This is a genomic window from Acidocella aquatica, from assembly GCF_030160635.1.
GTDB lineage: Bacteria > Pseudomonadota > Alphaproteobacteria > Acetobacterales > Acetobacteraceae > Acidocella > Acidocella aquatica.
The window spans coordinates 30340-57325 of sequence record NZ_BSOS01000049.1; the positions used below are offsets into that span (position 1 = coordinate 30340).

General features: G+C 59.6%; 24 protein-coding genes. 18 read left to right on the plus strand and 6 right to left on the minus strand.

Translation table 11 applies throughout. The annotated features are described in order from the left end of the window. The first annotated feature begins 7 nt into the window (after nt 1–7). The 8 genes from QQJ84_RS08740 (at nt 8) to QQJ84_RS08775 (ending at nt 8593) form a co-directional block, all read left to right on the plus strand. On the plus strand, nt 8–1420 hold the full coding sequence (locus QQJ84_RS08740; RefSeq protein WP_284257765.1) for an APC family permease: 1413 nt from the start codon (nt 8–10) through the stop codon (nt 1418–1420). 9 nt (nt 1421–1429) lie between these two features. Further along, entirely contained in the window at nt 1430–2926 is a 1497-nt protein-coding gene (locus tag QQJ84_RS08745) for an aldehyde dehydrogenase (RefSeq protein ID WP_284257766.1), read from the plus strand. Between the two features lie 96 nt (nt 2927–3022). Next, nucleotides 3023–3586, plus strand: a complete 564-nt coding sequence (locus tag QQJ84_RS08750; RefSeq protein ID WP_284257767.1) for a flavin reductase family protein — start codon at nt 3023–3025, stop codon at nt 3584–3586. Between the two features lie 27 nt (nt 3587–3613). Continuing rightward, complete coding sequence (locus tag QQJ84_RS08755; RefSeq protein ID WP_284257768.1) at nt 3614–5092, plus strand: 4-hydroxyphenylacetate 3-hydroxylase family protein; 1479 nt, start codon at nt 3614–3616, stop codon at nt 5090–5092. 11 nt (nt 5093–5103) lie between these two features. Beyond that, nucleotides 5104–5511 carry a RidA family protein gene (locus QQJ84_RS08760; protein ID WP_284257769.1) on the plus strand — a complete coding sequence of 136 codons (408 nt, stop codon included), beginning with the start codon at nt 5104–5106 and terminating at the stop codon, nt 5509–5511. Nucleotides 5512–5699: 188 nt separating this feature from the next. Next, nucleotides 5700–7796, plus strand: a complete 2097-nt coding sequence (locus QQJ84_RS08765) for an oxidoreductase (RefSeq protein ID WP_284257770.1) — start codon at nt 5700–5702, stop codon at nt 7794–7796. Continuing rightward, nucleotides 7793–8161, plus strand: a complete 369-nt coding sequence (locus tag QQJ84_RS08770; RefSeq protein WP_284257771.1) for a cupin domain-containing protein — start codon at nt 7793–7795, stop codon at nt 8159–8161. The genes QQJ84_RS08765 and QQJ84_RS08770 overlap by 4 nt, the downstream gene beginning before the upstream one ends. Nucleotides 8162–8203: 42 nt before the next feature. After that, complete coding sequence (locus tag QQJ84_RS08775) at nt 8204–8593, plus strand: YybH family protein (protein ID WP_284257772.1); 390 nt, start codon at nt 8204–8206, stop codon at nt 8591–8593. A 230-nt stretch (nt 8594–8823) separates the two neighbouring features. Here the strand turns inward: QQJ84_RS08775 and phbB are convergent, their stop codons facing one another. Both phbB and mdh read right to left on the minus strand, forming a co-directional pair. Then, the gene (phbB, locus tag QQJ84_RS08780) at nt 8824–9546 is read right to left on the minus strand and encodes an acetoacetyl-CoA reductase (protein WP_284257773.1); all 723 of its coding nucleotides are present in this window, start codon (nt 9544–9546) and stop codon (nt 8824–8826) included. Between the two features lie 279 nt (nt 9547–9825). After that, nucleotides 9826–10998, minus strand: coding sequence for an iron-dependent methanol dehydrogenase (mdh, locus tag QQJ84_RS08785; protein WP_284257774.1), 1173 nt, complete (start codon nt 10996–10998; stop codon nt 9826–9828). A gap of 408 nt (nt 10999–11406) precedes the next feature. Here mdh and QQJ84_RS08790 point away from each other — a divergent pair, with 408 nt between their 5' ends. Next, entirely contained in the window at nt 11407–11787 is a 381-nt protein-coding gene (locus QQJ84_RS08790) for a YidH family protein (protein WP_284257775.1), read from the plus strand. A 60-nt stretch (nt 11788–11847) separates the two neighbouring features. Here the strand turns inward: QQJ84_RS08790 and maiA are convergent, their stop codons facing one another. Beyond that, a complete protein-coding gene (gene maiA, locus QQJ84_RS08795) occupies nt 11848–12519 on the minus strand; it encodes a maleylacetoacetate isomerase (RefSeq protein WP_284257776.1) in 672 nt (223 codons plus the stop codon). Nucleotides 12520–12793: 274 nt separating this feature from the next. Between maiA and QQJ84_RS08800 the strand changes: the two genes are divergently transcribed. Beyond that, nucleotides 12794–12988: a hypothetical protein gene (locus QQJ84_RS08800; RefSeq protein WP_284257777.1), complete on the plus strand. Its 195-nt coding sequence runs from the start codon at nt 12794–12796 to the stop codon at nt 12986–12988. A 79-nt stretch (nt 12989–13067) separates the two neighbouring features. Here the strand turns inward: QQJ84_RS08800 and QQJ84_RS08805 are convergent, their stop codons facing one another. After that, on the minus strand, nt 13068–13964 hold the full coding sequence (locus tag QQJ84_RS08805; protein WP_284257778.1) for a LysR family transcriptional regulator: 897 nt from the start codon (nt 13962–13964) through the stop codon (nt 13068–13070). A 140-nt stretch (nt 13965–14104) separates the two neighbouring features. On the opposite strand from QQJ84_RS08805, the gene QQJ84_RS08810 reads away from it, so the two are divergent. The 5 genes from QQJ84_RS08810 to gabT are packed head-to-tail and all read left to right on the plus strand — an operon-like array spanning nt 14105 to nt 20158. Beyond that, entirely contained in the window at nt 14105–15301 is a 1197-nt protein-coding gene (locus tag QQJ84_RS08810) for an acyl-CoA dehydrogenase (RefSeq protein ID WP_284257779.1), read from the plus strand. Between the two features lie 12 nt (nt 15302–15313). Further along, on the plus strand, nt 15314–16528 hold the full coding sequence (locus tag QQJ84_RS08815; protein ID WP_284257780.1) for a CaiB/BaiF CoA transferase family protein: 1215 nt from the start codon (nt 15314–15316) through the stop codon (nt 16526–16528). 58 nt (nt 16529–16586) lie between these two features. Continuing rightward, nucleotides 16587–17336, plus strand: a complete 750-nt coding sequence (locus tag QQJ84_RS08820; protein ID WP_284257781.1) for a gamma-glutamyl-gamma-aminobutyrate hydrolase family protein — start codon at nt 16587–16589, stop codon at nt 17334–17336. A gap of 39 nt (nt 17337–17375) precedes the next feature. Continuing rightward, the gene (locus tag QQJ84_RS08825; RefSeq protein WP_284257788.1) at nt 17376–18806 is read left to right on the plus strand and encodes an aldehyde dehydrogenase family protein; all 1431 of its coding nucleotides are present in this window, start codon (nt 17376–17378) and stop codon (nt 18804–18806) included. A 50-nt stretch (nt 18807–18856) separates the two neighbouring features. After that, the gene (gabT, locus tag QQJ84_RS08830) at nt 18857–20158 is read left to right on the plus strand and encodes a 4-aminobutyrate--2-oxoglutarate transaminase (RefSeq protein ID WP_284257782.1); all 1302 of its coding nucleotides are present in this window, start codon (nt 18857–18859) and stop codon (nt 20156–20158) included. 85 nt (nt 20159–20243) lie between these two features. Here gabT and QQJ84_RS08835 read toward each other — a convergent pair whose 3' ends face one another. Next, nucleotides 20244–23276 carry an efflux RND transporter permease subunit gene (locus QQJ84_RS08835; RefSeq protein ID WP_284257783.1) on the minus strand — a complete coding sequence of 1011 codons (3033 nt, stop codon included), beginning with the start codon at nt 23274–23276 and terminating at the stop codon, nt 20244–20246. Nucleotides 23277–23286: 10 nt separating this feature from the next. Next, a complete protein-coding gene (locus QQJ84_RS08840; RefSeq protein WP_284257784.1) occupies nt 23287–24333 on the minus strand; it encodes an efflux RND transporter periplasmic adaptor subunit in 1047 nt (348 codons plus the stop codon). Nucleotides 24334–24496: 163 nt separating this feature from the next. Between QQJ84_RS08840 and QQJ84_RS08845 the strand changes: the two genes are divergently transcribed. The 3 genes from QQJ84_RS08845 (at nt 24497) to QQJ84_RS08855 (ending at nt 26790) form a co-directional block, all read left to right on the plus strand. After that, nucleotides 24497–25459, plus strand: coding sequence for an ArsR/SmtB family transcription factor (locus QQJ84_RS08845; RefSeq protein WP_284257785.1), 963 nt, complete (start codon nt 24497–24499; stop codon nt 25457–25459). Next, the gene (gene metF / locus QQJ84_RS08850; RefSeq protein WP_284257786.1) at nt 25456–26412 is read left to right on the plus strand and encodes a methylenetetrahydrofolate reductase [NAD(P)H]; all 957 of its coding nucleotides are present in this window, start codon (nt 25456–25458) and stop codon (nt 26410–26412) included. The genes QQJ84_RS08845 and metF overlap by 4 nt, the downstream gene beginning before the upstream one ends. A 174-nt stretch (nt 26413–26586) precedes the next feature. Further along, nucleotides 26587–26790, plus strand: a complete 204-nt coding sequence (locus QQJ84_RS08855; RefSeq protein WP_284257787.1) for a hypothetical protein — start codon at nt 26587–26589, stop codon at nt 26788–26790. Nucleotides 26791–26986 lie beyond the last annotated feature (196 nt).

The window sequence follows — 26986 nt, forward strand, 5'->3', positions numbered from 1 at the left end:
ATATGGGATGACACATAAACTTCGTGAGGATGCTCTTTCCTTTTTTGAATCTCTGGTATTGGGCGTGGCTGGCTCTGGACCGGCCAATGCGATTTCTTTGGCGATGGGCTCGCTCATTGCGGCCGCCGGGCTGTTAAGTCCGTTGTATGTACTAATTTTTGCCGTGCCGATGCTTGGCATCGCGTTGGCCTACAAGGCGCTGAATAAACGCCTGACCCATGCCGGTGCCGCTTATAACTGGGTAGGTCAGGCATTTGGCAAGGTTAATGGCTTCATGGCGGGTTGGGCGTTGATTACCGCGCAAATGATTTTCATCATCTCCGGTGTGGTGCCACTCTCCACGGCGCTATTGAATTTCATTGCTCCAAGCATGGTGAATAATGTTGCTGTGATCACGATGCTTTCGACTTTATGGTTTTTGTTGATAACCGGCATCATTATGCTGGGAATAAAACTCACCAGCTATTTGCAAATTCTCATGCTATCATTCGAGATGGTCGTGTTGTTAGGCGTTGGCATTGCGGCGCTGGTAAAAGTGCATACCGTACCCTTCGCAAATGCATTTTCATGGCATCTATATAGCCCAGGCTACTTGATCCACAATTTTTCAGCCGCGAGTTTTTCAGCCTCAGCCTTGGTCGTGGTCTTTTTATACTGGGGTTGGGATGTTACCGCGAATCTCGGGGAGGAAACCAAGAACGGTGAGCATGCCGCTGGAAACGGCGGGCTGTCGGGAGTGATTGTGACCATTGTCCTATATTCACTTTATGCCGGGGCGACGCTGGTACTATTCACTTTCGCGCAGACAGGAAATTTCAGCAGCAATCTGTTGTATGAAATCGCGATCGCCGCGGGACTCGGTAGAACGGGGGGACTGGTCGCATCAATCGCGGTCATTTTTTCCAGCGTGGCTACCGTGCAGACTGGCATGCTGCAGGTAACCCGGACACTCTTTGCCATGGGGCGCGATGGTGCCTTGCCGCATTATCTAGGTCAGGTAAGCCAGAAGACACAAACGCCGATGCCCGCGACTTATTGGCTGATTGGAACCGGGCTCGCGGGTATTCTCCTTACGGGATTCATGCCATCTGTCAGTGCGATTCTCAGCGACGGCGTGACGGCTTCAGGTTTGCAGGTCGCGTATTATTTTGGCATGGCGGGGCTGGTATCAGCCTGGGTGTTTCGGAAGACCTATCGGGAGTCTTGGTTGTATTGGCTGGCATTTTCAGTTTTCCCAGGTGTTAGCTCAGTATTTTTGATCGGCCTTGGGTTGTTCGCGATCACGACGTTTAATACGACCACAACTGTGGTGGGTGTGGGCACGCTATTGGCCGGGATCGTTTTATTCCGGCCTGCGCGATACAAGCTCAATGCGGATATTCCGCTAGGTGCGGTTGAGCAGGAAATATCCAGAGGATAGGGTTATTTGATGATGGCGCTTTCATATCAGGATTGGCGGAAACGCTCATTGTCTATCATTCTGAAATCAGATCTTTTTATCGATGGTCAATTTGTGCCGGCACTGAGTGGGGCAACTTTTACCAAAATCAACCCAGCGACGGGCGCTGTTTTGGCACAAGTCGCAAAGGGAGACGCGGCGGATGTGGACCTGGCAGTGAAGGCTGCCAGGAGGGCATTTGAGGATCGGCGCTGGGTAGGAAAAACTCTGGCTGAGCGGCGTGCGGTGCTACTTCGTCTGGCAGACCTGATTGAGGAAAATGCCGTTGAACTGGCACTGACCGAGAGTCTGGATATGGGAAAACCTGTGGCTGAAGCAGCCTCGATTGATATCCCAGGTGCTGCCGCCGTCTGGCGTTATTATGCTGAGGCGATGGATAAAATTTCCGATGAGGTCGCGCCGGTGGATGCGGGAAATCTCGCGCTGGTACGGCGCGTTCCCCTCGGCGTGGTGGGCGCGATCATCCCGTGGAATTTTCCGTTTGATATCGCGGCATGGAAGTGCGCGCCGGCGATTGCGGCGGGCAATTCGGTGGTGCTCAAGCCCTCCGAGCGGTCACCGTTTTCCGCATTGCGGCTTGCAGAACTGGCCAAGGCGGCGGGACTGCCGGATGGCATCTTGAATGTAGTGACGGGACTTGGGCGTGGTGCAGGTGATGCGCTGGCCTTGAACAACGATGTTGATTGCCTGGTCTTTACGGGTTCGACCCATGTGGGCCGATCGTTGATGGGATATTCTGGACAGTCCAATTTAAAGCAGGTTTGGCTGGAACTTGGCGGCAAAAGTCCCAACCTCGTTTTTGCTGATACGAAAGACCTGGATTCAGCGGCGCAGATGGCTGCGTTTGGAATATTTTTTAACGCTGGGCAAGTGTGTTCAGCCAATGCGCGTCTACTGGTGGAGCGGCGTATCCATAACGAATTCGTGGAGCGGTTAGAAGTGCTGGCGCGGAATATGCAGCCGGGGGATCCGCTGGATCCTGAGAGCCGCATGGGTGCGCTGGTGGACAAGGCGCATCTGGCACATGTTATGGGGTATGTGGAGCGAGGTTGCAAAACGGCCCGGCTGGTGAGCGGTGGCGTGCCGGCGCAGGTGCATCCGGGAGGCGCTTTTATGCAGCCAACCATTTTTACCAACGTAAAATCTGATTCATTTTTGTTTCGAGAAGAGATTTTTGGACCGGTATTATCGGTAGTCGCGTTCGATTCCGAGGAAGAGGCGATCCGTCTTGCCAACGAGAGTGTTTATGGTCTGGCGGCCTCGGTGTGGACGGCAGATATCGACCGCGCGTTGCGTGTCTCGGAGCGGTTGCGGGCGGGCACGGTTTCAGTAAATACGGTGGATGCGCTGAGTCCGCAGACACCTTTTGGTGGTATCGGGCAATCAGGCTTTGGCAGGGATCTATCCTTGCATGCTCTGGAAAAATTCACAGCACTGAAAACCACTTGGATTAAATATGGAATGTAGGCATGTTTGGTTTTGTTTTACTGAGGTAAAAATTTAATAGTATTGATTTTATCTTAGCTGCCTGATCTGGCATGTAGAGACGTGAGGAGAAAATCAATGGCAAATCATGCAATTGTTCCAATATCGGATATTAATGAAGATCGTGCAGCATCTAACAGAATGGCCTTTGTGGCGGCCATGCGTTGTGCCCCCACGGCTGTTAGCGTGGTGACCACAGACGGATCAGCCGGGCGCTTCGGGGTGACGGTGAGTGCCATTGCCTCGGTTTCAGCTGATCCGCCGATGTTGCTTGCGTGTATAAATCGCCGCAGTCCGGTGGGTGCCGCGGTGAAACAAAATCAGAAATTTACGGTTAACCTTTTATCGGAGCAGCAGACCAATATTGCGGATTGTTTCGCGGGACGATTTTCTGTGGATGGTGGCCCCGCATTTGATTTTGGCCAGGCAGAATGGGCGGATGACGCTGCCGATTTGCCGCCTCGCCTGGAAGGCGCGTGCGCAAGTTTCCACTGTGACGTTGAGCAGATACATGATGCTGGGACGCATGTGATTCTGATCGGCCGGGTTGTCTTGGCGGTGAGCGGCAGTGAACCGCCGCTTGCCTATGTCCGTCAGAATTATGCGCGCGTGATGAATTTCAAGCCTGGTCTCGCGGCTTGAGTGATTACAAACTAAAGGGGTTTTAAAATGATTCGTACCGGACAGCAGTACAAGGACTCTATTCGCGATGGCCGCAGGGTTTGGATAAACGGTGAGATCGTTAAGGATGTAACTCTCCACCCAATGTTTAAGCCGCTCGTTGATATTCGCGCGCGGATTTATGATATGCAGCATGATCCGAAGACAGCGCCGGTGATGTGCTATAAGGACGAATTGGGTAATAGTTCGGCAATCGGTCTTAAGTTGCCATTCACGAAGGAGGATTGGCACGCAAAGCGTGCTTCGACAGAAGCCGTGCTCAATGATGTTGGTGGGATTGTGACGCGCGTTGGGGATGAGACGATCGGTGAGATGTGGTCGCTCTTTGATGGGCAGGATGTTTTAAATGAGGTAAATCCACAGTTTTCTGAGAATATTCGGCGGCATATCGACAAGGCGGTGCGGGAGGATCCGTTTCATGTCTCGGCGAATACCGATCCGAAGGGTGATCGCTCCAAACGGCCACAGGACCAAGATCCTGACATGCTGTTGCACGTGGTAAAGGAGACCGATGCCGGAATTATTGTGCGAGGCGCGAAATATGAAACCGCGGCAGCCTATTCCAACCAGGCATTCACGAAGCCGACAATTGCCAATTGGGGGAATGCTGAACTCTCCGATTATGCGGTCGGGTTTGTATGCGATCTGGGCTCACCAAATCTAAAATTTATCTGCCGCACGGGGTTTTCGGGACGTGCGCCCGCGGCGGATTATCCGCTTTCGAATAAATTCGATGAGGTGGATACGCTGGTGATTTTCGATAATGTGCTGATCCCTTGGGAGAATGTTCTGTTTTATAGACACACCAAGGCAGCAACGTTCATTCGTTCCACGTTGCATCGTTACAGCGCCTTTGCGTTTGTGCAACGTAATTTAAAACTCGCGGATATGATGATTGGCGCGGCCTTGTTCAACGCGCGGCAGACGGGGCTTGATAAACAACAGGCAGTGCAGGAAAAACTCGCGCAGCTTGCTTGCTATCGCGAGGGAATCAATGCGCATCTCACGGCGGCTATTGCGACAGCGCAGAAAAGTCCTGGCGGACTGATGATGCCCAATCAGTCTTTGCTATACACAGGAAGGGTCTTGGCGTGTTCACAATTGCACCATATGATGCATATAGCTCGTGAGCTTTGTGGCGGACAGATTTGTGTGACGCCTGATTCGGCTTCCTTCGCGCATCCGGAGACCGGGCCATGGCTGGAGAAATTCTATACGATCAATGATCAGTGGCAAGCTGATGACCGGCGCAAGTTGCTAGCTTTTGCGCGGGATTTGCTGAACTCGGACTATGCCGGACACCGGCTGACCTTCCAGCTTTTCGCGCAATCACCACCGTTTGCGCATTTGGCGTCGGTGTATAATAATTTTGATTGGGATGAGACGCTGCGGGTGGTGCATAAATCTGCTGGGTTGTCGGCGAATGTGCCTGGCGGCGCCGAGGCTGTGCGTCAAGCGGCGGAATAGGAGTTGAGAGTATGATCCATAAGCGTCTGCGGCGGTTCAACACCCGCGATACCTACCCGGAACAGAATCTTGATAATGATTTATGTCAGGCGGTAATTGCGGGAAAGACGATTTATCTGCGTGGCCAGGTGCCGCAGGATCTGGACACACGGGAGAATGTCGCGGTTGGAGATGCGGCGGGTCAGGCGGAGAAGGTGATGGAGAATATTGACCTATTGCTTCGCGAGTCTGGTGCTTCATTGGAGAATATCTGCAAGGTCACGGTCTACCTGACGGATATCCGGCATCGCGAAGCAGTGTATCGGGTTGCGGGCAAGTGGCTGAAGGGCGTGTTCCCCGTGTTCACGGGGCTGGTTGTGGTGGCGTTGGCGCGGCCGGAATGGTTGGTGGAGATCGATGTAATTGCAGAATTATCCTGAATTCGACAGGTAATTAAAGAAATTTAGGGCGAAATTCAAGGGTTGTTCCAAATCTCATTGGATGAATCTGTTGTCGTGTATAATCGGCCAGCGTGATGGCGGCTGGCTCGCGGGCAGCACCGGATGCTGATGGTTTGGCCCTGCTCACGGTTGGAATGTTGGATAAATCTATATCCGCTGGAGAATTCATGACGAATGATTCGCGCTACGATATTTTGTTCGAGCCCGTGCAAATTGGTCCTAAAACAGCGCGCAACCGCTTCTATCAGGTGCCGCATTGTAACGGCATGGGCTACCGCGACCCGACGGCGCTTGCTCACATGCGAGGCGTGAAGGCGGAGGGCGGATGGGCCGTGGTATGTAGCGAGCAGGTAGAGTTTCATTATTCCTCGGATATTACGCCATTCATTGAACTACGCCTGTGGGATGACCGGGATATTCCGGCACTTTCGCGGATGGTGGATAAAATTCATCAACATGGGAGTCTGGCGGGGATCGAACTGGCTTATAATGGTATGAATGGTCCCAATTTATATTCGCGGGAGGTACCGATGGGGCCGGCGCATTTGCCGGTTGCAACCTTCACCTATGACCCCGTGCAGGCACGGCGGATGGATTTGCAGGATATTCGCAATCTACGCCAATGGCATTTGGCGGCGGTGCGGCGCGCCAGGCGCGCCGGGTTTGACCTGATTTATGTTTATGCTGCGCATTCACTTGGTTTTCTGCATCATTTTCTGTCCCGGCGGTTTAATGAACGAACCGATGAGTATGGCGGATCATTGGAGAACCGCATCCGGCTGTTGCGCGAGATCACCGAGGAGACGAAGGACGCGGTGGGGGATGTTTGCGCCATTCCGGTGCGAATATCTGTTGATGAATTGTTGGGTGAAGGGGGGCTGTATAAAGAGGAGGTTGAGGATATGATCGGCCTGATCGCTGACCTGCCGGACCTCTGGGACGTGACCCTGGCAGGTTGGGAGAATGATAGCCGGACTTCGCGTTTTTCGGAGGAAGGCGCACAGGAACCGTTTATTTCTGGTATAAAACGTCTTACCTCAAAGCCAGTTGTGGGGGTTGGCCGGTATACCTCACCGGACAGAATGGTGAGCCTGGTAAAAAAAGGTATTGTGGATTTTATCGGCGCGGCGAGACCATCGATTGCTGACCCGTTTTTGCCGAATAAAATTCGTGAGGGGCGGTTTGACGATATCAGGGAGTGCATCGGCTGCAACATTTGTGTGTCGGGGGATTTCACGCAATCGCCGATCCGCTGTACGCAAAACCCATCCATGGGGGAGGAGTGGCGCAAAGGGTGGCATCCTGAGCGCGTGCAGCCCAAGGGCAAAACCAGGTCTGTTTTGGTGGTGGGGGCTGGCCCGGCCGGGCTGGAGGCGGCGCATGTGTTGGGCAAGCGCGGTTACGATGTGACGCTGGCGGAAGCGGGAACACAGCTTGGCGGGCGGGTGATTGCCGAGGCTAAACTCCCAGGTCTTTCCGCTTGGAGCCGTGTGGCGGATTACCGGCGGATGCAGCTGCAAAAACTTAAAAATGTGGAGATTTTTTTTGATAGCCGGCTACAGGCCGCGGATGTATTGGAATTTGGTTGTCCCCGGGTTGTGCTGGCCACGGGAGCAAGGTGGCGCACTGATGGCGCCGGCCATTTCCATACACGGTCAATCCCCATTGCTCAGGGGGCTTGCGTGTTATCGCCTTCCGAGATCATGGAAGGGCGCATGCCCGCGGGGCGCGAGGTGGTGGTGTGGGATGATGACCATTACTACATGGGCGGGGTGATTGCCGAATTGTTGGCGGAAAAAAATTATGAAGTCGCGTATCTTACGCCCGCCTCTGAAGCTTCAACATGGACTCGCAATACGATGGAGCAGCATTTCATTCAAAAGCGGATGCTTGAGAAGGGTATTGCCATCCATTCCTTTCAGGTACTGGAAAAAATTGAACTGGGTGTGGCGGTTGGCGCATGTGTTTTCACAGGACGGCAGACGCGCTTTATGGCTGATGCGGTGGTGTTGGTGACGGCGCGCCTGCCCAATGAACAATTGGCGCTGGATCTGTTGGCATGCCGCGAAGCATGGGCGGATGCCGGCATCGAGGATGTTACGGCAATCGGCGATGCGCTGGCGCCAGCGACGATTGCTCATGCCACCTATGCTGGGCAGCGTTATGCGCGGATGCTCGATGAGGACCTCATGCCCGAGGGTGGGTTGCCCTTCCGCCGGGAGATTACTGAACTCTTGCCGATGATTGATTGGAAAAAAACATGATGATTCCATTGATGCTGAATGCGGAGCGGGAGACGCTCGATGCCTGGGGCAGCCCGGAGGATATCGGCGCGGTGACGATTGTGGGGCCGATCGCCGTTTCGGGAAAGATTCTGATCGGGGGCGTGGATAAATCTGTATTCGGGGGATTATATGCCGCCACGCGTGGTATTTACCGTGTGGTTTATGGCTTTCATGAACATGCCACATTGTTGGATGGCGCGCTGAAAATGACGGATGAAAAATCCGGCCGGGAGGTTATTTATGGACCGGGAGATTCCTGGATCATTGAAAAAGACACCTCGATGATATGGGAAATTCTCACACCATCGATTCGTAAGAGTTATATTGCAATTATCATGAATTGATGCTGCTCTCTGGCGCAAATGTGTTTTATTGGGAGGGGTACGATGCCGGCCGGGAATGAGGTTATCCAGACCGCGCTTGATTTAATCGCGGCGTTTGCAAACAATGACCGGGAAAAATATTTTTCATATTTTGCTCCGGATGCGAGTTTTATCTTCTATTCGGTTGATCGGCTTTTAGAGAGTCGCGCGGCCTATGAAGAAGAATGGGCCGGGTGGATTGAAAACATTGGATTCCATGTGGAAGAATGTGTTTCAATGAATCAGAAAGTCACAATATATGGAGATATTGCGGTTTTCCTTCATGAAACCAGAACGCGCGTTTCCACGAATGACGGCGAGCATGTTTACAATGAGAGAGAAACGATTATCTTTCATAAGATTGAAGGTAAATGGCTCGGTGTTCACGAGCATTTATCCCTGGTGCCGAGTTAGGGCAATATGTGATTGGGTTGAACCGGATGGTTCACGATGATTGCGTGGATTGTTTGAAGGGCACTTGGTTGAGCAAGGCAAAAACGTGAATCGCCAGCAAAAAAGATGGCGGTGAATTTTGCTCATTCAGCGTGCATTATGCCATTCAAGGTGAGTCGCATATTTATCAGGTCTGGACCTTGCCAAAGCGCTCTGCCCGCCGGGTGGCGGGCGGAGCCCTTTGCGCCCGTTCAATACATATGCTGGCCGCCGTTGATGGAGAGCGTGGAGCCGGTGATGAAATCAGCTTCGTCAGCGGTGACAAACACCACGCCGCGCGCGATGTCTTCCGCCTTGCCGAGCCGGCCGCGGGGGATTTTGGCGACGATTTTCTCCAATACGTCAGGCGGGACGGCGCGCACCATGTCGGTATCAACATAGCCGGGGGCGATGGCGTTGGCGGTGATGGAATAACGGGCACCCTCCAGCGCCAGGGCCTTGGTGAAGCCGTGGATGCCTGATTTGGCGGCGGCGTAGTTAACCTGGCCGTATTGCCCGGCCTGGCCGTTGATGGAGCCGATGTTGACGATACGGCCGAATTTGCGCGCCTTCATGCCGTCAAACGCGGCTTTGCAAAGATTGAAGCAGGAGCCAAGGTTGGTGTCGATCACTGCGTCCCACATGTCGCGCGTCATTTTGCTGATAACGGTGTCACGCGTGATGCCGGCGTTGTTGACGAGGATGTCCAAAGAGCCGTGCTTGGCGACGATGGCGTTTACCGCGTTGACGCACTGGTCATAGTCACCGACATCGAAGCGCATGGTCTCGATACCGGTTTCAGCGGAGAAAGCCTCGGCAGCGGCGGTGTTGCCTGCGTAGTTGGCAACGACAGTTCGCCCAGCCTGTTTGAGCGCGATGCTGATGGCAGCCCCGATCCCACGAGTGCCGCCGGTAACTAATGAAATGCGTGCCATGTGTTTTCCCTCCGGTTTCCTTGAAGGCTAGACGATTTCCATATCTTCGGGAAGGTGGGAAAAGCGTTTGCTGTGCAGGTTAGACTGATAAATATATGCAATGGAATTTGATTTGCCCGCTTGACGAAGTCAAAAATCATGTTTTGGAGCGCAAATTGGTCTGGTTGTGCCTGAGCAGCGCGGGAGCGTCATTCAGGGCTGGTCTGGGCTGGGTGTTGGATATTGAATGAAACAAGAGTGGCCGCATTTGGGGCGCGGCCACTTTTGCCGTGGTTTTATCTACATGGCCGCGCGGAAGATGGCGATGACCTGATCCCGGTTCGCCTTGCGCGGGTTGGTGAGCATGCAGGCGTCTTTTTGTGCGTTATCCGCCATGACCGCATGGTCCTCGGCCTTCACGCCCAGCTCAGCCAGGCCGGCCGGTATGCCGATGGAGCTGGAAAGCTCGCGGATTGCCGCGATGGCGGATTTTGCTGCCTCGATGGTGGTCATACCCTGAGTGTTCACCCCGAGCAGGCGGCCGATCTCCGCGAAGCGGTCCGTGGCCGCGATCATGTTGAATTCACAGATATGCGGCAGCAATATCGCGTTGCAGACGCCGTGCGGCAGATTATAGAAGCCGCCGAGCTGGTGGGCCATGGCGTGGACGTAACCGAGGGAGGCGTTGTTGAACGCCATGCCCGCGAGGTATTGCGCATAGCACATCGCAGTCCGGCCTTCGATATTTTCGCCGTTTGCCACGACCTGCGGTAGCCATTGGCCGATCAGGCGGATGGCTTTCTCGGCGCAGGCGTCGGTGATGGGGGTTGCGGCGGTGGAGACGTAGGCTTCCACGGCGTGGGTCAGGGCGTCCATGCCGGTGGCGGCGGTCAGCGGTCCTGGTTTTGCCACCATCAGCCGGGGGTCGTCGATGGCCATCAAGGGGGTGCAGCGCCAGTCGACGATGGCCATCTTCACATGGGTGGAGGAGTTGGTGATAATGCAGAAGCGGGTCATTTCCGCGGCCGTGCCGGCGGTGGTGTTGATCGAGATTAGCGGGGTCATCGGCACTTTGCTGCGGTCGACGCCCTCATAGTCGCGGATGTGACCGCCACCGGCGGTGACCAGGCCGATGCCCTTGGCGCAGTCATGCGAAGAGCCGCCGCCAAGAGAGACGATGAAGTCGCAGTGATTGTCCTGGTAGACCTTAACGCCCTCATGCACGTTTATGTCGGTAGGGTTGGGTTCTGCACCGGGGAAGATGATGGCTTCGATTCCGGCTTCGCGGATGTAGCCCGCGATGGTATCGGCCAGTCCCATTTTATGCAGGCCGGCATCGGTGACGATCAGCGCCTTGCGGCCGCCAAGCGATTTGGCGCGGGTTCCGGCCTCCCTGGCACAGCCAGGGCCGATAAGGGTGACGCAGGGGATAAAGAAGCTGTTGGTTTGGTCGGCAATCTGCTGATAGGCCATTTTGTTTCCTAAGATATTATTGGTTTGGTAGGGGGCTGCTTCGGGGAGCGCCGCAACAATCTCAGCAAATTTCGTGCCATGCTGTGCGCGGGGCGCGGGGCGGCATGTTTTGGGCAAAGCATGATGCCCTTGATGGATAATTAACGGGGGAGGCTGTTCCAATTCAGCGCAACTGATTTTACCGCTGGTACAAAACGTGACAGTTTCGAGAATGGGAGTTGAAGCGTGGCTGGCTCGAATGTTTCAAGGTGCCGGAGTTTGATGATTTTAAGTTGCCACGGGAGGTTCCTGAAGCCTGATGCGCCGTCTAACCGCGTTATTGTCCTGGCTCTGTTTTTTGGCCGGATGCCCTGAACTGGAATCTCGCGCTGAACAACGTTATACCCGGATGAATGTTAGAAATATGCCATGACAATTAAAAGCTTTACAGACCACGCGGCCAACGAGCGCACGTTTCTGGCCTGGGTGCGGACCGGCATCGCGATCATGGCATTCGGTTTTCTTGTTGAACGCTTTGATATTTTTCTAAAAATCGCGGCATCCACGCTGGGTCAGCGGGTTCATATGGCTGCCAGTCAGGCGTTTGGTAATATTGCCGGTCTTTGTTTGATCGTTGCCGGCGCCGCACTGATTTTTTTATCCGGGCTGCGTTTCAAGACAATAGCGAAAGCAATCGAAAGCCCCGAAATGCAGCCCAGCCCAGGCAGAAAGATGGATTTCACACTTAGCGGGATGCTGGTTATCCTCGGCATCGCGCTGGTGATTTATCTGACAAACGCACTTAGCTGATGAGAGCCGGCATCTGGCGGGGGCGCCGCGCCACGTGCGGCCGTTAAAAAAGGCAGCAGGTTACGCCGGTGCGCCAAATTGCCGCGAGGGTGCTGCCTTCATGAAGGCTTCATGGGTTTCGCATGCCGCGAAAATCCGGTCCACCATTGGCGTGTCCGGCACCTCGATCTTGAAGATGGGCAGCACGATCTTGATGCTTGCCAGGCAGATATCCGCGATGGTGATGCGATCGCCGTGACAGAATGTGCCGGTTTCCGCCTCCGTGGCCAGGCGTTGTTCAAACGCCTGCAAGCCGGTTGCAAGCCAGTTGGCGCGCCATGCACGGGTGGCATCAGCATCAAAATGGGCCGTATCGGTGAGGTATTTTATCACGCGTGGCGTGATCAGCGGATGGGTGTCGGCCACCAGCATTGAGGCCAGCGAGCGAACCCGCGCGCGGCCATGCGGCGTATGCGGCAGCAGCGGTGTTTGCGGGTGGATGTCTTCGAGGAATTCCAGAATGGCCAGCGATTGGGTGATCGGCGGCGCCGGCTGAGCCTCACGGTCTATGAGTGCGGGAATCGCGCCCAGCGGGTTAATCCGCAAAAACGCCTCGCTGCGTTGCTCACCCGTCTCAAGGTTCACGAAGCGCTCGTCCGCGGTAAGTCCCTTGAGGTTGAGCGCCACACGCACCCGGTAGGTGGCAGAAGTGCGCCAATATGCAAACAACTCGAAACGGGATTTATCATTCATGATGCGCGACCCTCTTTCCGGGCGGATTTGGGAATTGTTTAGTCCATGACAGGTGGTATGTCCATTGGAGTAAATGAGATAAGCGGTTACACGGTGCGCTCCTTGCGCTATAAGTGGCCCTTGCGGGCTGAATGGCCTGGCGCTGGCGTACGCGAATGCGTGGCGTAAGGTTTTAATAACCCCGGAGATTAAAATGCGGTCATTGTTTATGGCTTGCTTATTCATGGTTGCCAGCATTACAGCGTCGGTGGCTCAGGACTGTCATCATGATGCAGTGAGCACCTCGCCCGGCTTGCTGCTGTTTTTGTCCTCCGGGCAGGAGTTTAAGGTCTTTCCGACCAGCAACCGGATTGCACGGGCGTGGTTACCGCGCGATAGGCTGATCGTCTGCCGTAAGAGCGGGAACGCCTATGAGATTACGAACCTGGACCGTAAGGGTGAGCATATCGAGGCTTTGTATATGAACTAAGCATATGATCCGGCGGCATTAAGCTGGCGCGGTGGCCGGATGGTCATGGCCGGGACGCGCCAGGGTGTGTGCGGCCGCGCTATCGGGGCGGTGCCTGGTTGCCAAGCAACGCGATGAATTGCCGTACTGCCGGAGAGGCCTCGGCGTGACGGGTCGCAAGGACCAGATCGGAGCTGAGGTCGAGGCCGCGCACCGGGCGCAGCACCGTGCCGGGGATTCGCAGATTGCCCACGGAAACCGGCACCAGCCCAAAGCCCAGCCCGGCGGCGACAATGGTGATGACGGTGAGGAAGTCACGTACCGGCTCCATGATGACCGGCCTGAACCCGCCTGCGCGGCCCAACTCCTGAATGCGGGTGAGAAATCCGGCCTCTTCGCCGAAATGGGGCACCAGCAGGGGAATGCCCGCGAGATCAGCCGGGGACAATGCTTTTTTGCGCGCCAGGGGGTGATCGGCCTGCAGGGCGATCAGCAGGGGGTCGCGTTTAAGGTGGAACACCTTGATCTCGACCGGGTAGTGCATGCGCGCGCGGATGAAACCGATGTCCAGCCGGCCGGTGGCGATTTCCTCGATCTGGCGGGGGGTTTCCAGCTCGCGCAGATGCACATCCACGCCCGGCGCCACCGCGCGGTAGCGGCGCACGAAGTCTGACACGGTGCCGGCCAGCGCCGCCGAGGCAACGTAGCCGATTTCAATCCGGCCGATTTCGCCGCGCCCGGCGCGCTTGCCCACCATCTCGCCGCGCTCTGCCTGGCGCAGGATCAGCCTGGCCTCGGGCAGAAACAGCGCGCCGGTGGTGGTGAGCGTAACACTGGAGCGCTTGCTGCGGTTGAAGAGGCGGGCGCCGAGCAGGGCCTCCAGCGCCATGACAGTGCGGCTGACGGCGGATTGGGTCATGCCCAGGCGGTCTGCCGCGCGGGCGAAATGCAGCTCTTCGGCGACCATCTCGAAGCAGCGCAGTTGATGCAGTTCCACGGGCCACCTCCGGCATCTGGCATTTAATGTAAATTTTGCATTAAAGTTGTATTTTAATTCCTTTGCGCCGGTTTTGAAGTTGCGGCAAGAGTATCGCCGCCACCCCGGGGAGCCGGGCGTTTTTTAGCAAGGGATTCACCATGACGCAGCCGCAAACCACCAAAGGGAAAATGGGTCCGTTCGACTGGAGCGATCCCTTGTTGCTTGAGGGCCTGTTGACCGAGGAAGAGCGCGCCATCCGTGATGCCGCGCATGAATATTGCCAGGACAAATTGCAGCCGCGCGTGCTGAAGGGTTTCCGCGAGGAGCATTTCGACCGCACGATCATGAATGAGCTGGGCGAGCTGGGGTTTCTCGGCGCGACACTGAGCACCCATGGCTGCGCGGATGTCAGCTATGTGGCCTACGGGCTGATCTCGCGCGAGGTGGAGCGCGTGGATAGCGGCTACCGTTCCGCCTTCTCGGTGCAGTCCTCGCTGGTGATGTACCCGATCTATGCGTTCGGCTCGCAGGCGCAGAAGGATAAGTATCTGCCCAAGCTGCGCATGGGTGAATTTGTCGGCTGTTTTGGCCTGACCGAGCCGGATGCCGGGTCTGACCCCGCCTCGATGCGCACCAAGGCGGTGAAGGTGGATGGCGGTTATGTGCTCAACGGCTCGAAAACCTGGATCACCAATTCACCGCTCGCCGATGTGCTGCTGGTGTGGGCTAAGGACGATGCGGGCGATATTCGCGGTTTCCTCATCGAGCGCGGCGCCGCGGGGCTGAGCACGCCCAAGATCGAGGGTAAGGTGAGCCTGCGCGCCTCCACCACCGGCATGATCATGATGCAGGATGTGTTTGTGCCCGAGGAGGCGCTGCTGCCCGGTGTGAAAGGCCTGCGGGGCCCGTTCTCCTGCCTCAACAACGCCCGTTATGGCATCGCCTGGGGCGCGCTGGGGGCGGCGGAGTTTTGCTGGCACGCCGCGCGCGAATATACGCTGGGGCGCAAGATGTTCGGCCGCCCGCTCGCCGCGACGCAGCTTGTGCAGAAAAAACTGGCCGATATGCAGACCGAGATCACGCTGGGGCTGCACAGTGTGTTGCAGCTGGGCCGCCTGCTCGATGCGGGCCAGGCCGCGCCGGAGATGATCTCGCTGCTCAAGCGTAACAACTGCGGCAAGTCGCTCGATATCGCCCGCGTTGCGCGCGACATGCACGGCGGCAACGGCATTTCCGATGAGTATCATGTGATCCGCCACATGGTGAACCTGGAGACCGTGAACACCTATGAGGGCGCGCATGATGTGCATGCGCTCATCCTGGGCCGCGCGATAACGGGCATCGCGGCGTTTTAGGAGCTCCTGAACATGCCCGGCCCGCTTCATGGCGTTCGCGTCCTCGACCTCAGCCGCATTCTGGCCGGCCCCTGGGCGGGGCAGTTGCTGGCTGATCTGGGGGCCGAGGTTATCAAGGTCGAACGGCCCGAGGTGGGCGACGACACGCGCAGCTGGGGGCCGCCGTTTTTGCCGCCCGCGGGGGGGGGCGCGGCGCGCGGCGAGAGCGCCTATTTCCTCTGCGCCAACCGGGGCAAAAAATCGGTGACGATCGATTTCGCCAGGCCCGAGGGGCAGGCGCTGGTGAAGCGGCTGGCCGCGCAGAGCGACATTTTACTGGAAAATTTCAAGGTTGATGGCTTGGCCAGGCTGGGGCTCGGCCCCGAGGATATGGCAAAGGTCAACCCAAGGCTGATTTATTGCTCGATCACCGGGTTTGGCCAGACCGGCCCTTACCGCGCCCACCCCGGCTATGATTTTTTGATGCAGGGCATGGGCGGGCTGATGAGCGTGACCGGGGAGCCGGACGGGGAGCCGATGAAGGTGGGCGTGGCGGTGACCGATGTGTTCACCGGCATGTATGCCGCCACTTCGGTGCTGGCGGCGCTGGCCGAGCGTGAGCGCAGCGGGCTGGGGCAGCATGTTGATATCGCGCTGTTTGACGTGCAGATCGCCACGCTGGCCAACCAGATCATGAGTTATCTAGTGTCGGGGCAGCAGCCGCCGCGGCTGGGCAACGCGCATCCGAGCATCGTGCCTTATCAGGTGTTCCCGACCCTGGATGGCCATGCGATTCTGGCCATCGGCAACGACGAGCAGTTCAGGCGGTTCACCCAGCTCGCCGGCGCGCCGGAGCTGGCGCTCGATGAGCGCTTTGCCACCAACCCGGCGCGGGTGACCAACCGGGCGGTGCTGATACCGCTGCTGGAGGCGTTGATGCGGCAGCGGCCGACCCAGGGCTGGATCTCCGCGCTGGAGACAATCGGCGTGCCCTGCGGCCCGATCAACAATTTCGCCGATCTGGAGGCACATGAGCAGGTGCGGGCGCGCGGCATCTTCAAGACCGTGCCGCACCCCTCCGCCGGTTCCATGCGCAGCGTCGCCAACCCGATGCGCTTCTCGCGTACCCAGGTGGAGGATGAGCGCGCATCCCCGCTGCTGGGCGCGGATACGCAGGATGTACTGGGTGGCATGCTTGGTCTCTCCGGCGAGGAGCTGGGCGCGCTGCGGCTGGCCGGCGTTGTGTGAGCGGCCGGGTTTTTCATGTGATGAACGATATAAAAAACCAATGCTCCGAGGTTGATAAATGAAAACGACACGCCGGCCCGTCGTGGGCGTTATCACTGACATGCGCGATCTGGGCGGCATGGCGTATCAACTTATCGGCGATAAATATGTGCAGGCGGTGTCGCAATTTGCCGATTGCCTGCCGATCGCGCTGCTGAGCGAACAGGGGCGCGGCGGCGCGGATGATCTGCTGGCGCTGTGCGATGGGTTTCTCTTCACCGGCAGCCCCTCGAACATCCGGCCCTGGCGCTACGGCGATGCGGCGGCGGGGGATGGGCCGTTCGACGATGAGCGCGATGCGCTGTCGCTCATGCTGATCCCCGCGATCCTGCGCGCGCGGGTTCCGGCACTTTTCATCTGCCGTGGTTTGCAGGAGCTGAATGTCGCGCAGGGGGGCACGCTGCAGACCAAAATTCCCGCGCAGGACCCGGCGGTTGCACATCATGCCCCCGAAGACGCCAGTTACGAGGACCGTTACGCGCCGCTGCACCAGGTGAGCCTGATCGAAGCCTCGCCGCTGGCCGATGTGTTCGGTGCGCCGTCTTTCGCGGTGAATTCGCTGCATTATCAGGCTTTGGCGAAAATCGGCGACGGCCTCACCGTGCATGGCTATGCCGAGGATGGCATTCCCGAGATCGCCGCCGCCGATGGTCATCCCTTCGCTATCGGCGTACAATGGCATCCGGAATACCGGCCCGAGCTGAGCGCGCCCAACCGCGCGCTGTTTGAGCATTTTGGCCAGGCCGTGCGCGCCCGGCGGGATGCATGAAACCGGCGTTTTCAGATTTTTTCATAAGGAATAACAATGATGTCACATGAGCGGCAGTTTTATATCAATGGCGAATGGGTTGACCCGGTTACGCCGCGCACGATGGATGTGATCAACCCCGCGACCGAAGAGGCGTTCACGCAGATCTCGCTGGGCTCGAAAGCCGATGTGGACCTCGCCGTGGCCGCCGCCCGCAAGGCGTTCGAGACATTCAGCCAGACGACGCGCGCGGAGCGGCTCGATCTGCTCAAGCGGATTCTCGCGGCCTTCCAGGCCCGCTATGAGGATATCGCCAACGCGATCACGCTGGAACTCGGCGCGCCGGTGACGCTGGCGCATAAATCGCAGGCGGCCATCGGTGTTGGGCATCTGACCCAGATGATCTCGGTGCTGGAGACTTTCGAGTTCGAGCACATGCAGGGCACGACGCTGATCGCCAAGGAGCCGATCGGCGTGGTCGGCATGATCACGCCATGGAACTGGCCGATCAACCAGATCACCTGCAAGGTTTGCCCGGCGATTGCCGCCGGTTGCACCATGGTGCTCAAACCATCCGAGATCGCGCCGCTGGATGCCATCATCTTCGCCGAGGTGATGCACGCGGCGGGGGTTCCGCCCGGCGTGTTCAATCTGGTCAACGGCGATGGCCCCGGCGTGGGCACCGCGATGTCCGAGCATCCTGATATCGACATGATCTCCTTCACCGGCTCCACGCGCGCGGGGATTCTCATCGCCAAGGCAGGTGCCGATACGATCAAACGCATGCACCAGGAGCTGGGTGGAAAATCCGCCAATATTCTGCTCGACGATGTGGATATCGAAGCCGCGGTGACTACCGGCGTGGTGGATTGTTTCCAGAACACCGGCCAGTCCTGCAACGCGCCGACGCGCATGTTTGTCCCCGCACAGTTCCGCGACGTGGCGGTGGGCGCTGCCCGGCGGGCGGCGGAGTCAATCAAGGTCGGGGCGCCGTCGGACCCGGAGGTTTATATGGGCCCGGTGATCAGCCAGCTGCAATATGACAAGATACAGGCAATGATCCAGGCCGGGATCGACGAGGGCGCCACACTCGTGACAGGCGGCACAGGCCGGCCGGACGGGCTGAACCGGGGCTATTATGTCCGCCCCACAGTGTTTGCCGATGTGACGCCGGATATGCGCATCGCGCGGGAAGAGATTTTTGGCCCCGTGCTCTCGATCCTCACCTATGAGACCCCGGCGCAGGTGATCGCGCTGGCGAATGATACTGTGTATGGTCTGGCCGCCTATGTGCAATCGGGCAACCGCGAACGGGCGCAGGAAATCTCACGCAAGATGCGCAGCGGCAATGTCTACATCAACTATCCGAAGGGTGATCTGAACGCCCCCTTCGGCGGCTACAAACAGTCAGGCAATGGCCGCGAATGGGGCCAGTGGGGGCTCGAAGAGTTCCTCGAAATTAAAGGCGTTGTCGGTTACGCCGCAGGGTAAGGGCGGGACTTTCACCAGAGCCACTTTCACCAGAACCAAGGAAATATCTCATGTTGAATGCAGCTTCCAAACCAGACACCACCCAGAGCAACGCCGCGTGGGACGCACGGCGCCAGGCCGCGACACCGCGCGGCGTGAGCGTGCTGGAAAACTTCTACGCCGAGCGGGCGCTCAATGCCGAACTATGGGACATCGAGGGCAACCGCTATATCGATTTCGCGGGCGGCATCGCGGTGCTCAACACCGGCCATTGCCACCCCCGCGTGATCGCGGCGGTTAGCGAACAGCTCGGCCGCTTCAGCCATACCGCGTATCAGGTGGTGCCCTATGCGGGGTATGTCTCGCTCGCCGAGCAGATGAACCGCCGCGCGCCGGGGGCCGGGGCCAAGAAGACCATACTGGTGACCACCGGCGCCGAGGCGGTGGAAAATGCCGTTAAGATCGCCCGCGCGGCGACCGGGCGCTCGGGCATCATCGCGTTCGACGGCGCCTTCCATGGCCGCACGCTGCTCGGCATGGCGCTGACCGGCAAGGTGGCTCCCTACAAGACCGGCTTTGGCGCGATGCCTGGCGATGTCTTCCACGCGCCCTTCCCCAATCCGTTGCATGGCGTCAGCATCGAGGATTCGCTGGCCCATGTCCGCCGGTTGTTCAAGAGCGATATCGACCCCAAGCGCGTCGCCGCGTTCATCTACGAGCCGGTGCAGGGCGAAGGCGGGTTCTACCCGGCGCCGGTGGCGTTTATTCGCGGCCTGCGCCAGATTGCCGATGAGCACGGTATTCTGCTGATCGCCGATGAAATCCAGTGCGGCGCGGCCCGCACCGGGACGTTCTTCGCCTCCGCGCAGCATGATGTCACCATCGACCTGCTTACCTTCGCCAAGAGCATCGCCGCCGGCCTGCCGCTGGCCGGTGTGGTCGGCCGGGCGGAGCTGATGGATGCGGCGGCTCCCGGCGGGCTGGGCGGCACCTATGCCGGCAATCCGCTGGCCGTTGCCGCGGCCCATGCGGTGCTGGAGATCATCGAGGATGAGAAACTGGAGCACCGCGCCACCGTGTTGGGCGAACGGCTGAAAGCCCGGCTGAACACGCTGCGCGAGGCGGTGCCGTTCATCGCCGATGTGCGCGGGCCGGGCAGCATGGTGGCGGCCGAGTTCATCAACCCCAAGGATGGCGAGCCGCAGGCGGAGTTCGTGAAAAAGGTTCAGGCCATCGCGCAGCAGCGCGGGCTGATTTTGCTGATCTGCGGCGTTTACAGCAATGTCATCCGCTTCCTCTACCCGCTGACAATCCAGGACAGCGTGTTCGCCGAGGCGCTCGATACGCTGGAATACGCGCTGCGCCACGCCTGAGCGAAGCCTGTTTGAGAGTATTCAGCCAATAGCTGAATACTCTCAACTTATGTTTGATGTTTGAGCGCGCAACCTTACCCGGCGCTTATTTGCCGCGGTAGCGAATGTATAATGCCGGGATCAGGTTGGTGCTGAGCAGCGCGCTCCAGACGATGCCGCCCGCGATGACGATGGCCAGCCCCTGTTCCGGCGCGGCGCCTGCGCCAAACCCCAGAGCGGTGGGCAGCATGCCCAGCACGGCGACAATGGTGGTGAGGAAAATCGGGCGAAACCGCACATTCAGCGCCTCCTCCATGGCTTGTGCTGGGTCCAGCCCGGCGTTCTCGTTTTGCTGGGCGCGGTCAAGCAGGACAATGCCGTGGTTCAGGCTGACCCCCACCAGGGTGAGGAAGCCGACAAGGCCGATCCCGTTCAGCCCCAGCCCGCTTGCCGCCAGGGCCAGCGCGCCGCCGGTCATCGCCAGGGGGATCTGCATCATCAGCAACCCCGGCGCACGCCTGCCGCCAAAGCGCAGCACCAGCACGCCGGCCATGAGGATGACAGCGGCGAGTGCGGCAATCCCCAGGCCGAGGGCGGCGGCCTCCAACATGGGGTAGAGCCCGCCAAAGGCGATGCGGTAATCAGGCGGCAGCTTCAGGCTGGCCAGCGCCCTTTTGGCGGCGGTGATGGCAGCCCCCGGCGCGGTGGTGGGGGTCGCCAGAATATCGAAGGCGCGCGCCCCGTCGATATGGTGAAACTGATTCGGGCTGGTGACGAGGCTGATGCTGGCGAGCTGGCCGAGCGGCGTGGCGCTCTGGTTGCCGACAGGCAGGGCTGCCAGGTCATCGAGGGAAAACGCGGCCGGATCAGGCAGGCGGAGATAAACCGGCAGCGCGAGATTGCCGTCGGGCACCTGGGTCACCACCTGCCCGGCCAGCAGGGTGGAGAGCTCATTGCTCAATTGCGCCGGGCTGAGACCAGCCGCCGCCAGCGCGGCGGGGCGCGGCTGCACGTTGATCTGCGTCTCAGGATAGCCGTCGTTATTGAACACGCCGGAGAGGCCCTTGACGGTTGCGAGGCGGCTGGTGATCGCATCCGCCAGGGTGCTCATCGCCGGGAATTGCGTGCCGTAGAGCTGGATTTCAAAGGGCTGCGGCAGGCCCGAGAGGCTCTCGCCCAGGCGCTCCACGGTTGGGGTATCGATACCGAGTTGCACCGCGGGCGTCTGGCTTGCGGCGAGAATCCGGGCGGCAATCGCATCCAGGCTGTTCGCCCCGGCACCGGGCTTCAGCAAAATCTCGATTTCCCCGGCATAGGCTGGCTCGGTGTAGTTGCTGCCCGCGGATGAGCCGATACGCGCCAGGCTGTGGGCCACCGCGGGGTCGGCGTTGATGCGGGTGACGATTGAATTGACCGCCGCCTGCGTGTCCAGCAGCGCGGTGCCGGGCGGCAGCGTGAAGGACTCCAGCAGCACGCCTTCATTCGGCAAGGGGAGAATATTCACCGAGACCAGGCTCATCGCGGCCAGGCTTAACAACAGCAGCAGGAAACAGCCGCCGATGCTCCAGCGCGGATGCGCCAGCACGAAGTTGAACAGGCGGCGGTTGTGGCGCCGCAGCGCGGCCAGGAGCTGCTCGCTGCGCCGCGAGGGCTGCGGGATCGCCCCGCCATGGCGCACGAGGCTGAGGCCGAGCGGGATGAGCGTGAGCGATACCAGCAGGGAGGCCAGCAGGGAGAACACCATGCCCAAGGCGAAGGGGATGAAAAACAGCCCGGCCAGCCCGCCGGTGAACAACAAGGGGACGAACACCAGGATAGTGGTCAGCGTGCCGATGATATCCGGCGCCGCGATGTCACGCAGGCCGCGCAAAACACCGGCGGCGGGGGCGTCGCCCACCTCCCAGCGGTGGCAGATGCTCTCCAGCACGATGATCGCGTCATCGGCCACCAGCCCCAGCGCCACGGTGATCGCGCCCAGGGTCATTAAATTGAGGCTCTGCCCGGCGGCATACAGCCCGGCGATGCCGAGCAGCAGCGAGACCGGGATGCTCAACGCCAACAGCCACGCGCCGCTGCGCGCACCCAGCACGAAGAGCATCACCGCAATCGCCAGCACGCCGCCGATGATGAGGTTGCGCCGCAGATCAGCCCCCACGGCATGCACGAGATGCCCTTGGTCATAAATACGGATAAACCGCACGCCGGGCGGCAACTGGCTGCTCAACGCCGCCAGTTTCTGGGCGATGGCCTGCGTCACCGGCAGGGTGGAGGCGCCTTGCTGTTTGAAAATCGTCAGCGCAATGCTTGGCTGGCCATCCAGCAATTCGCGCTGGTGGGTGGGCAGTGTGGTGCGGATAATGCGCGCCAGACTCCCAAGCGCCACCGGCCCATCTGGCCCGGCGACCGGCGTTGCGTTTAAATCAGCAATGTGCGTCGGCAGGTTATGCAGCTCAATCAGCGAATCCTGATGCCCGAGCGTGAGATATCCGCCGGGCGCCAGGCTCACCTGCCCGGCCAGCGCCGCGGTGAGCGCGCTCACCGGAATATGCGCCTGGCGCAGGGCGCCGAGGTTTGGCTGCACCCAGAGGGCGGCATCGCCGATGCCAGCGCTGTTGACCAGTTGCACGCCGGAGATGCCGCGCAAGGCGGGGATGATGGTGGCGGCGACCGTGCGGGAAACCTCCTCGCGCGGTACCCCGGCGGGGATTTGTAGCGCGTAGTCGGCCACCTCGTTGATCGCGTTGCCCATGATCTCGGATAAAGGCTGGGCAGCGGGCGGCAGGCTGGCGCGCACCCGGTCAATAGCGCCGTTGACCGCTTGCAGGTCAGCGTTCGGGTCCGTGCCCTCACGGAATCGCAGATCGGTTTCAACCAGCCCATCGCCGATGGTGGAGCGCACCTCGGTCACATCCGGCAGGCCGAGCAACTGGCCCTCAAGCGGCGTGGCGACCAGAGTTTCCATGGTGGTGGCGGTGGTGCCCGGCAGATGCGTGATGACGCTGACCGCCGGAAAATTGAACGCCGGCAGAACCTCGACCGGAATGTTCACCAGCGCGTAAATGCCGTAGCCGATCATTGCGCCGTAAAGCAAAATCCACAGCGCGGGCCGCAGCAAAACGCGGCTGAGTGCGTTCATCATGGGCGCCCGGCTAATCAGGCGGCTGATACAAGGCCGCGATGCCGCGGTGGTAAAGCAGATACGCATTCACCACGACCACATCCTCGCCCGGCTTCAGGCCGGATTTTATCACCGTGTCATCGCCTTGCGCCGGGCCCGGCACGACCGCGGCCGGATGATCGCCCTGCGCCGTGTGCAGCATCACCCACCATTGGCCTTTGTCGAGAATCAAGGCATCGGCCGGCACGATCGTCTCCGCCCGCGCCGGCAGGGTAAGCGTGACCGTGCCAAAAATGCCCGGCGCGAGGGGGGCGCCCGGTATTAAAGCCACCGGCAGGCCGCCGTCCGGCTGCACCGCGCCAAGCGCGCCACGCACGCTCACCGGCACCGGATCACCGCCATTGCCGGGCGTGAACAGGCCCGTGGTGCCGGGGGCAATATCGGCGGCGGCGGCGTTATAGAACACGGCGCGCAGCCAGGTGCCCGAGGCGGGCTGTATGGTGGCGGCAGCCTGACCGGCCGCCAGCAGATCACCGTTGGCGGTCTGCACACTCTGCACCACCCCTGCCAGCGGGCTGCGCAGGATAACGTCTTCCCGCAGCGCGGCTAAATTGGCCGCCGCCGTGGCGCTCCGTGCCATGGCGGCGGCCAGCGCGGCCTTGGCCTGCGCAACGAGTTGCAGGGTGGAGAGATGCTGCCGCAGTTTCTGCTGCTCTGCCGTCAGGGATATTTCCGCCGCATGCTGCGCGGCTTTTGCGTCCAGGACCACGCCTTGCGCCTGAACCATGGCGGCGGTGATCTGCGGACCGCCAAGCCGGGCAATTTTCTGCCCCGCCGCAACCGCCTGTCCGGGTAGAACATCAAGCGTGGCAACAATCCCGGACTGAGCGGAAGCCACGGTAACGAGGCCGCCCGGCTGCTCACTTGCGAAACCCGAAATCCGTGGAGTCTGCATGACCGCAACGGCCGCCACCCAGCCCACCGCCGGGGCCGCCTGCGCGCCATTGCCCGCGAACACGGCCAACCCGGCACAAAGAACACACCAGCGCAACAGATGCAGTCTCACATTTTCACTCATGCCGGTTCGTCACGCCAATCCGCCCTTCACGATCCCACTGACAGAATTTGTAAGCCTATAAATCCGGCATGGCCAGAGACGCGGGGGCGGGGGTTTATTCTGGCCGCCGCATTTATAAAAGCGTTGACAGTGATATAAACATATCCTTATATCTGTAATTCATATGAATGACGCACTTGAAGTCTTCCGCGCCCTCGCCGACCCAACCCGGTTGCGGATTCTCGCGCTGCTGCGGGCGATGGAGCTTTCCATCGGCGAACTCGCGCAGGTGCTGGGGCAGAGTCAGCCGCGTGTCTCGCGCCATGTAAAAATCCTCGCCGATGCCGGGATCGCGCAGCGCCGCAAGGAGGGGAGCTGGGTTTTCCTCGGCCTGGGCGATAAAGCGCGGATGGCGCCATTGCTGGCCGCCATCGATGCCTGGAGCGGTAAGGAACAAGGCGACTATTGGGCGGTGGCGGATATGGCCCGTCTCGCCGCCGTGCGAGGCGACCGTGCCCGCGCCGCGGAGGAATATTTTAACGCCCACGCCGCTGAATGGGACGAAATGCGCTCCCTGCATGTGGCGGAGAGCCAGGTTGAAGCCGCGATCCGCGCCAGCCTGGGTGCCGCGCCCATCGGCCGGCTGGTTGATATCGGCACCGGCACCGGGCGGATGATCGAGCTTTTCGGGGAGAGGGCGCTCAGCGTGATCGGGATAGACCGCAGCCCCGAGATGCTGCGCCTCGCCCGCGCCAAGCTGGCCCGCGCCGGGCTGGAGCATGTGGAACTGCGCCAGGGGGATTTCCACGCGCTGGAGCTACCGAACGCCTCCGCCGATACCGTGATTGTCCACCAGGTGTTGCACTATGCCCAGCAGCCCGAAATGGCGATTGCCGAGGCGGCGCGCCTGCTCACCCCCGGCGGCAGGCTGCTGGTCGTGGATTTTGGTCCGCACGAAAAAGAGGAGCTGCGCACACGCCATGCGCACACGAGACTTGGCTTCACCGATGAGCAGATCGCCGGCTGGTTCGCCAGCGCGGGACTCGAGAGCAAGCCGCCGCAGCCGCTCGAGGGCGGTGAATTAACCGTGAAACTTTGGCTGGGCCAGCGCCCCGCCGTGGCTGACATGAAAGACATTGCCGCATGAACTCGCTCTCTCCGGCCCGGCAAGGCGCCCCGATTTTCGCGGACGCCGCAGGGGATATCGAAGTTTCATTCGAGTTTTTTCCGCCAAAAACTGATAAAATGGACGCCGCGTTGTGGGACACCGTGAGGAGCCTGGCGCCGCTGGCTCCGCGTTTTGTCTCCGTGACCTACGGCGCGGACGGCTCCACGCGCGAGCGCACCCATGCCACGGTCACCCGCATCGCCCGCGAAACCGCCATGCCGGCGGCGGCGCATCTCACCTGCGTTGGCGCCAGTAAACGTGAAATACTGGATATCGCGGAAAGTTATTGGACGGCAGGCATCCGCCATATCGTTGCTCTGCGCGGCGATCCGCCGCAGGCCGGCCAGCGTTTCACTCCGCATCCGGATGGCTTTGCCAATGCCACGGAGCTGACCGCGGGGCTGAAAGCGGTTGCGCCGTTTGAAATCTCGGTCGCGGCCTATCCTGAATGCCACCCCGATTCCCCCAGCATCAAAGCTGATCTGGATAATCTCAAGGCCAAAATTGACGCCGGGGCGGATCGCGCCATCACCCAGTTCTTCTTTTCACCCGAGACGTTCCTGCGCCTGCGTGATCGCGCCGCCGCCGCCGGAATCAACGCCGAGATTGTCCCCGGCATTCTTCCGGTCTCGAATGTCGCGCAGACGAGGAAATTCGCTGCCCAGTGCGGGGCGGCGATTCCGCCCTGGATGGACCGGCTGTTCGAGGGGCTGGATGAACAGCCCGAGACGCGCCAGCTTGTGGCCGCCACCATCGCGGCTGAGATGTGCATGAGACTTTATGATGGCGGCGTTCGTCACTTCCATTTCTATACGCTCAACCGCGCGGCACTATGCTATTCAATCTGCCATATGCTGGGCAAAAGACCCGCCGGCGGCGCGGATACCCATCCGGCGGCGGACGCCCGGCTGGTGGCGGCAACCGGCATGTAAGGCCGGTTGCGCCGCACGCCCTTTTTCCCGGTATCGCGGCCGGGCATTTCATGATTATATAGCAATCAACCATTTAACCATGTAGCTGCCACAGTTATCCGGCTGCCGCTGCATTCTCGCGCGCCGCGGCGGCGCCGCCTCAAAGATCGTCAAACCAGAATGAGGATTTATGCCATGGATCTGAATGAAACCCTGGAAGCAGACTGGATCAAGATACGCGCGATCCTCAAAGAGCAAGTTAAAAATCTCGCGCAAGGGCAGCAACTCTCGGTTCCAGGGCTGAGTGCGGAAGCCGCGCATGCCGAGGCGCTGGCGCGCGCTCACAGACTCATCGCTGAATGCGAATCCGTCATAGTGATCTACTCCCGGAAAGCTTAGCGCGGCATTGCGTTTAGAGCGGCCAAATCCAAGCGCGATCGTTTGAGATTCGCTCAACCGAGCGAGCCGAAAGCGTGAATCGCCCTCAGAAAAATGGCCAGAGCGTGATCGCACCTAAAGCGATCAGTCTCTAGCCCGGATTATGCAGGACTGCTGGCGAGCATAGCGTAAACCGTTGATTTGATGTAAGAATTGG

What these genes read in the sequence shown, in the direction of transcription:
- QQJ84_RS08740 (WP_284257765.1), top strand. Translation starts at nt 8, where the DNA reads ATGACACATAAACTTCGTGAGGATGCTCTTTCCTTTTTTGAATCTCTG.
- QQJ84_RS08745 (WP_284257766.1), top strand. Translation starts at nt 1,430, where the DNA reads ATGATGGCGCTTTCATATCAGGATTGGCGGAAACGCTCATTGTCTATC.
- QQJ84_RS08750 (WP_284257767.1), top strand. Translation starts at nt 3,023, where the DNA reads ATGGCAAATCATGCAATTGTTCCAATATCGGATATTAATGAAGATCGT.
- QQJ84_RS08755 (WP_284257768.1), top strand. Translation starts at nt 3,614, where the DNA reads ATGATTCGTACCGGACAGCAGTACAAGGACTCTATTCGCGATGGCCGC.
- QQJ84_RS08760 (WP_284257769.1), top strand. Translation starts at nt 5,104, where the DNA reads ATGATCCATAAGCGTCTGCGGCGGTTCAACACCCGCGATACCTACCCG.
- QQJ84_RS08765 (WP_284257770.1), top strand. Translation starts at nt 5,700, where the DNA reads ATGACGAATGATTCGCGCTACGATATTTTGTTCGAGCCCGTGCAAATT.
- QQJ84_RS08770 (WP_284257771.1), top strand. Translation starts at nt 7,793, where the DNA reads ATGATGATTCCATTGATGCTGAATGCGGAGCGGGAGACGCTCGATGCC.
- QQJ84_RS08775 (WP_284257772.1), top strand. Translation starts at nt 8,204, where the DNA reads ATGCCGGCCGGGAATGAGGTTATCCAGACCGCGCTTGATTTAATCGCG.
- phbB (WP_284257773.1), bottom strand. Translation starts at nt 9,546, where the DNA reads ATGGCACGCATTTCATTAGTTACCGGCGGCACTCGTGGGATCGGGGCT.
- mdh (WP_284257774.1), bottom strand. Translation starts at nt 10,998, where the DNA reads ATGGCCTATCAGCAGATTGCCGACCAAACCAACAGCTTCTTTATCCCC.
- QQJ84_RS08790 (WP_284257775.1), top strand. Translation starts at nt 11,407, where the DNA reads ATGACAATTAAAAGCTTTACAGACCACGCGGCCAACGAGCGCACGTTT.
- maiA (WP_284257776.1), bottom strand. Translation starts at nt 12,519, where the DNA reads ATGAATGATAAATCCCGTTTCGAGTTGTTTGCATATTGGCGCACTTCT.
- QQJ84_RS08810 (WP_284257779.1), top strand. Translation starts at nt 14,105, where the DNA reads ATGACGCAGCCGCAAACCACCAAAGGGAAAATGGGTCCGTTCGACTGG.
- QQJ84_RS08815 (WP_284257780.1), top strand. Translation starts at nt 15,314, where the DNA reads ATGCCCGGCCCGCTTCATGGCGTTCGCGTCCTCGACCTCAGCCGCATT.
- QQJ84_RS08820 (WP_284257781.1), top strand. Translation starts at nt 16,587, where the DNA reads ATGAAAACGACACGCCGGCCCGTCGTGGGCGTTATCACTGACATGCGC.
- QQJ84_RS08825 (WP_284257788.1), top strand. Translation starts at nt 17,376, where the DNA reads ATGTCACATGAGCGGCAGTTTTATATCAATGGCGAATGGGTTGACCCG.
- gabT (WP_284257782.1), top strand. Translation starts at nt 18,857, where the DNA reads ATGTTGAATGCAGCTTCCAAACCAGACACCACCCAGAGCAACGCCGCG.
- QQJ84_RS08835 (WP_284257783.1), bottom strand. Translation starts at nt 23,276, where the DNA reads ATGATGAACGCACTCAGCCGCGTTTTGCTGCGGCCCGCGCTGTGGATT.
- QQJ84_RS08840 (WP_284257784.1), bottom strand. Translation starts at nt 24,333, where the DNA reads ATGAGTGAAAATGTGAGACTGCATCTGTTGCGCTGGTGTGTTCTTTGT.
- QQJ84_RS08845 (WP_284257785.1), top strand. Translation starts at nt 24,497, where the DNA reads ATGAATGACGCACTTGAAGTCTTCCGCGCCCTCGCCGACCCAACCCGG.
- metF (WP_284257786.1), top strand. Translation starts at nt 25,456, where the DNA reads ATGAACTCGCTCTCTCCGGCCCGGCAAGGCGCCCCGATTTTCGCGGAC.
- QQJ84_RS08855 (WP_284257787.1), top strand. Translation starts at nt 26,587, where the DNA reads ATGGATCTGAATGAAACCCTGGAAGCAGACTGGATCAAGATACGCGCG.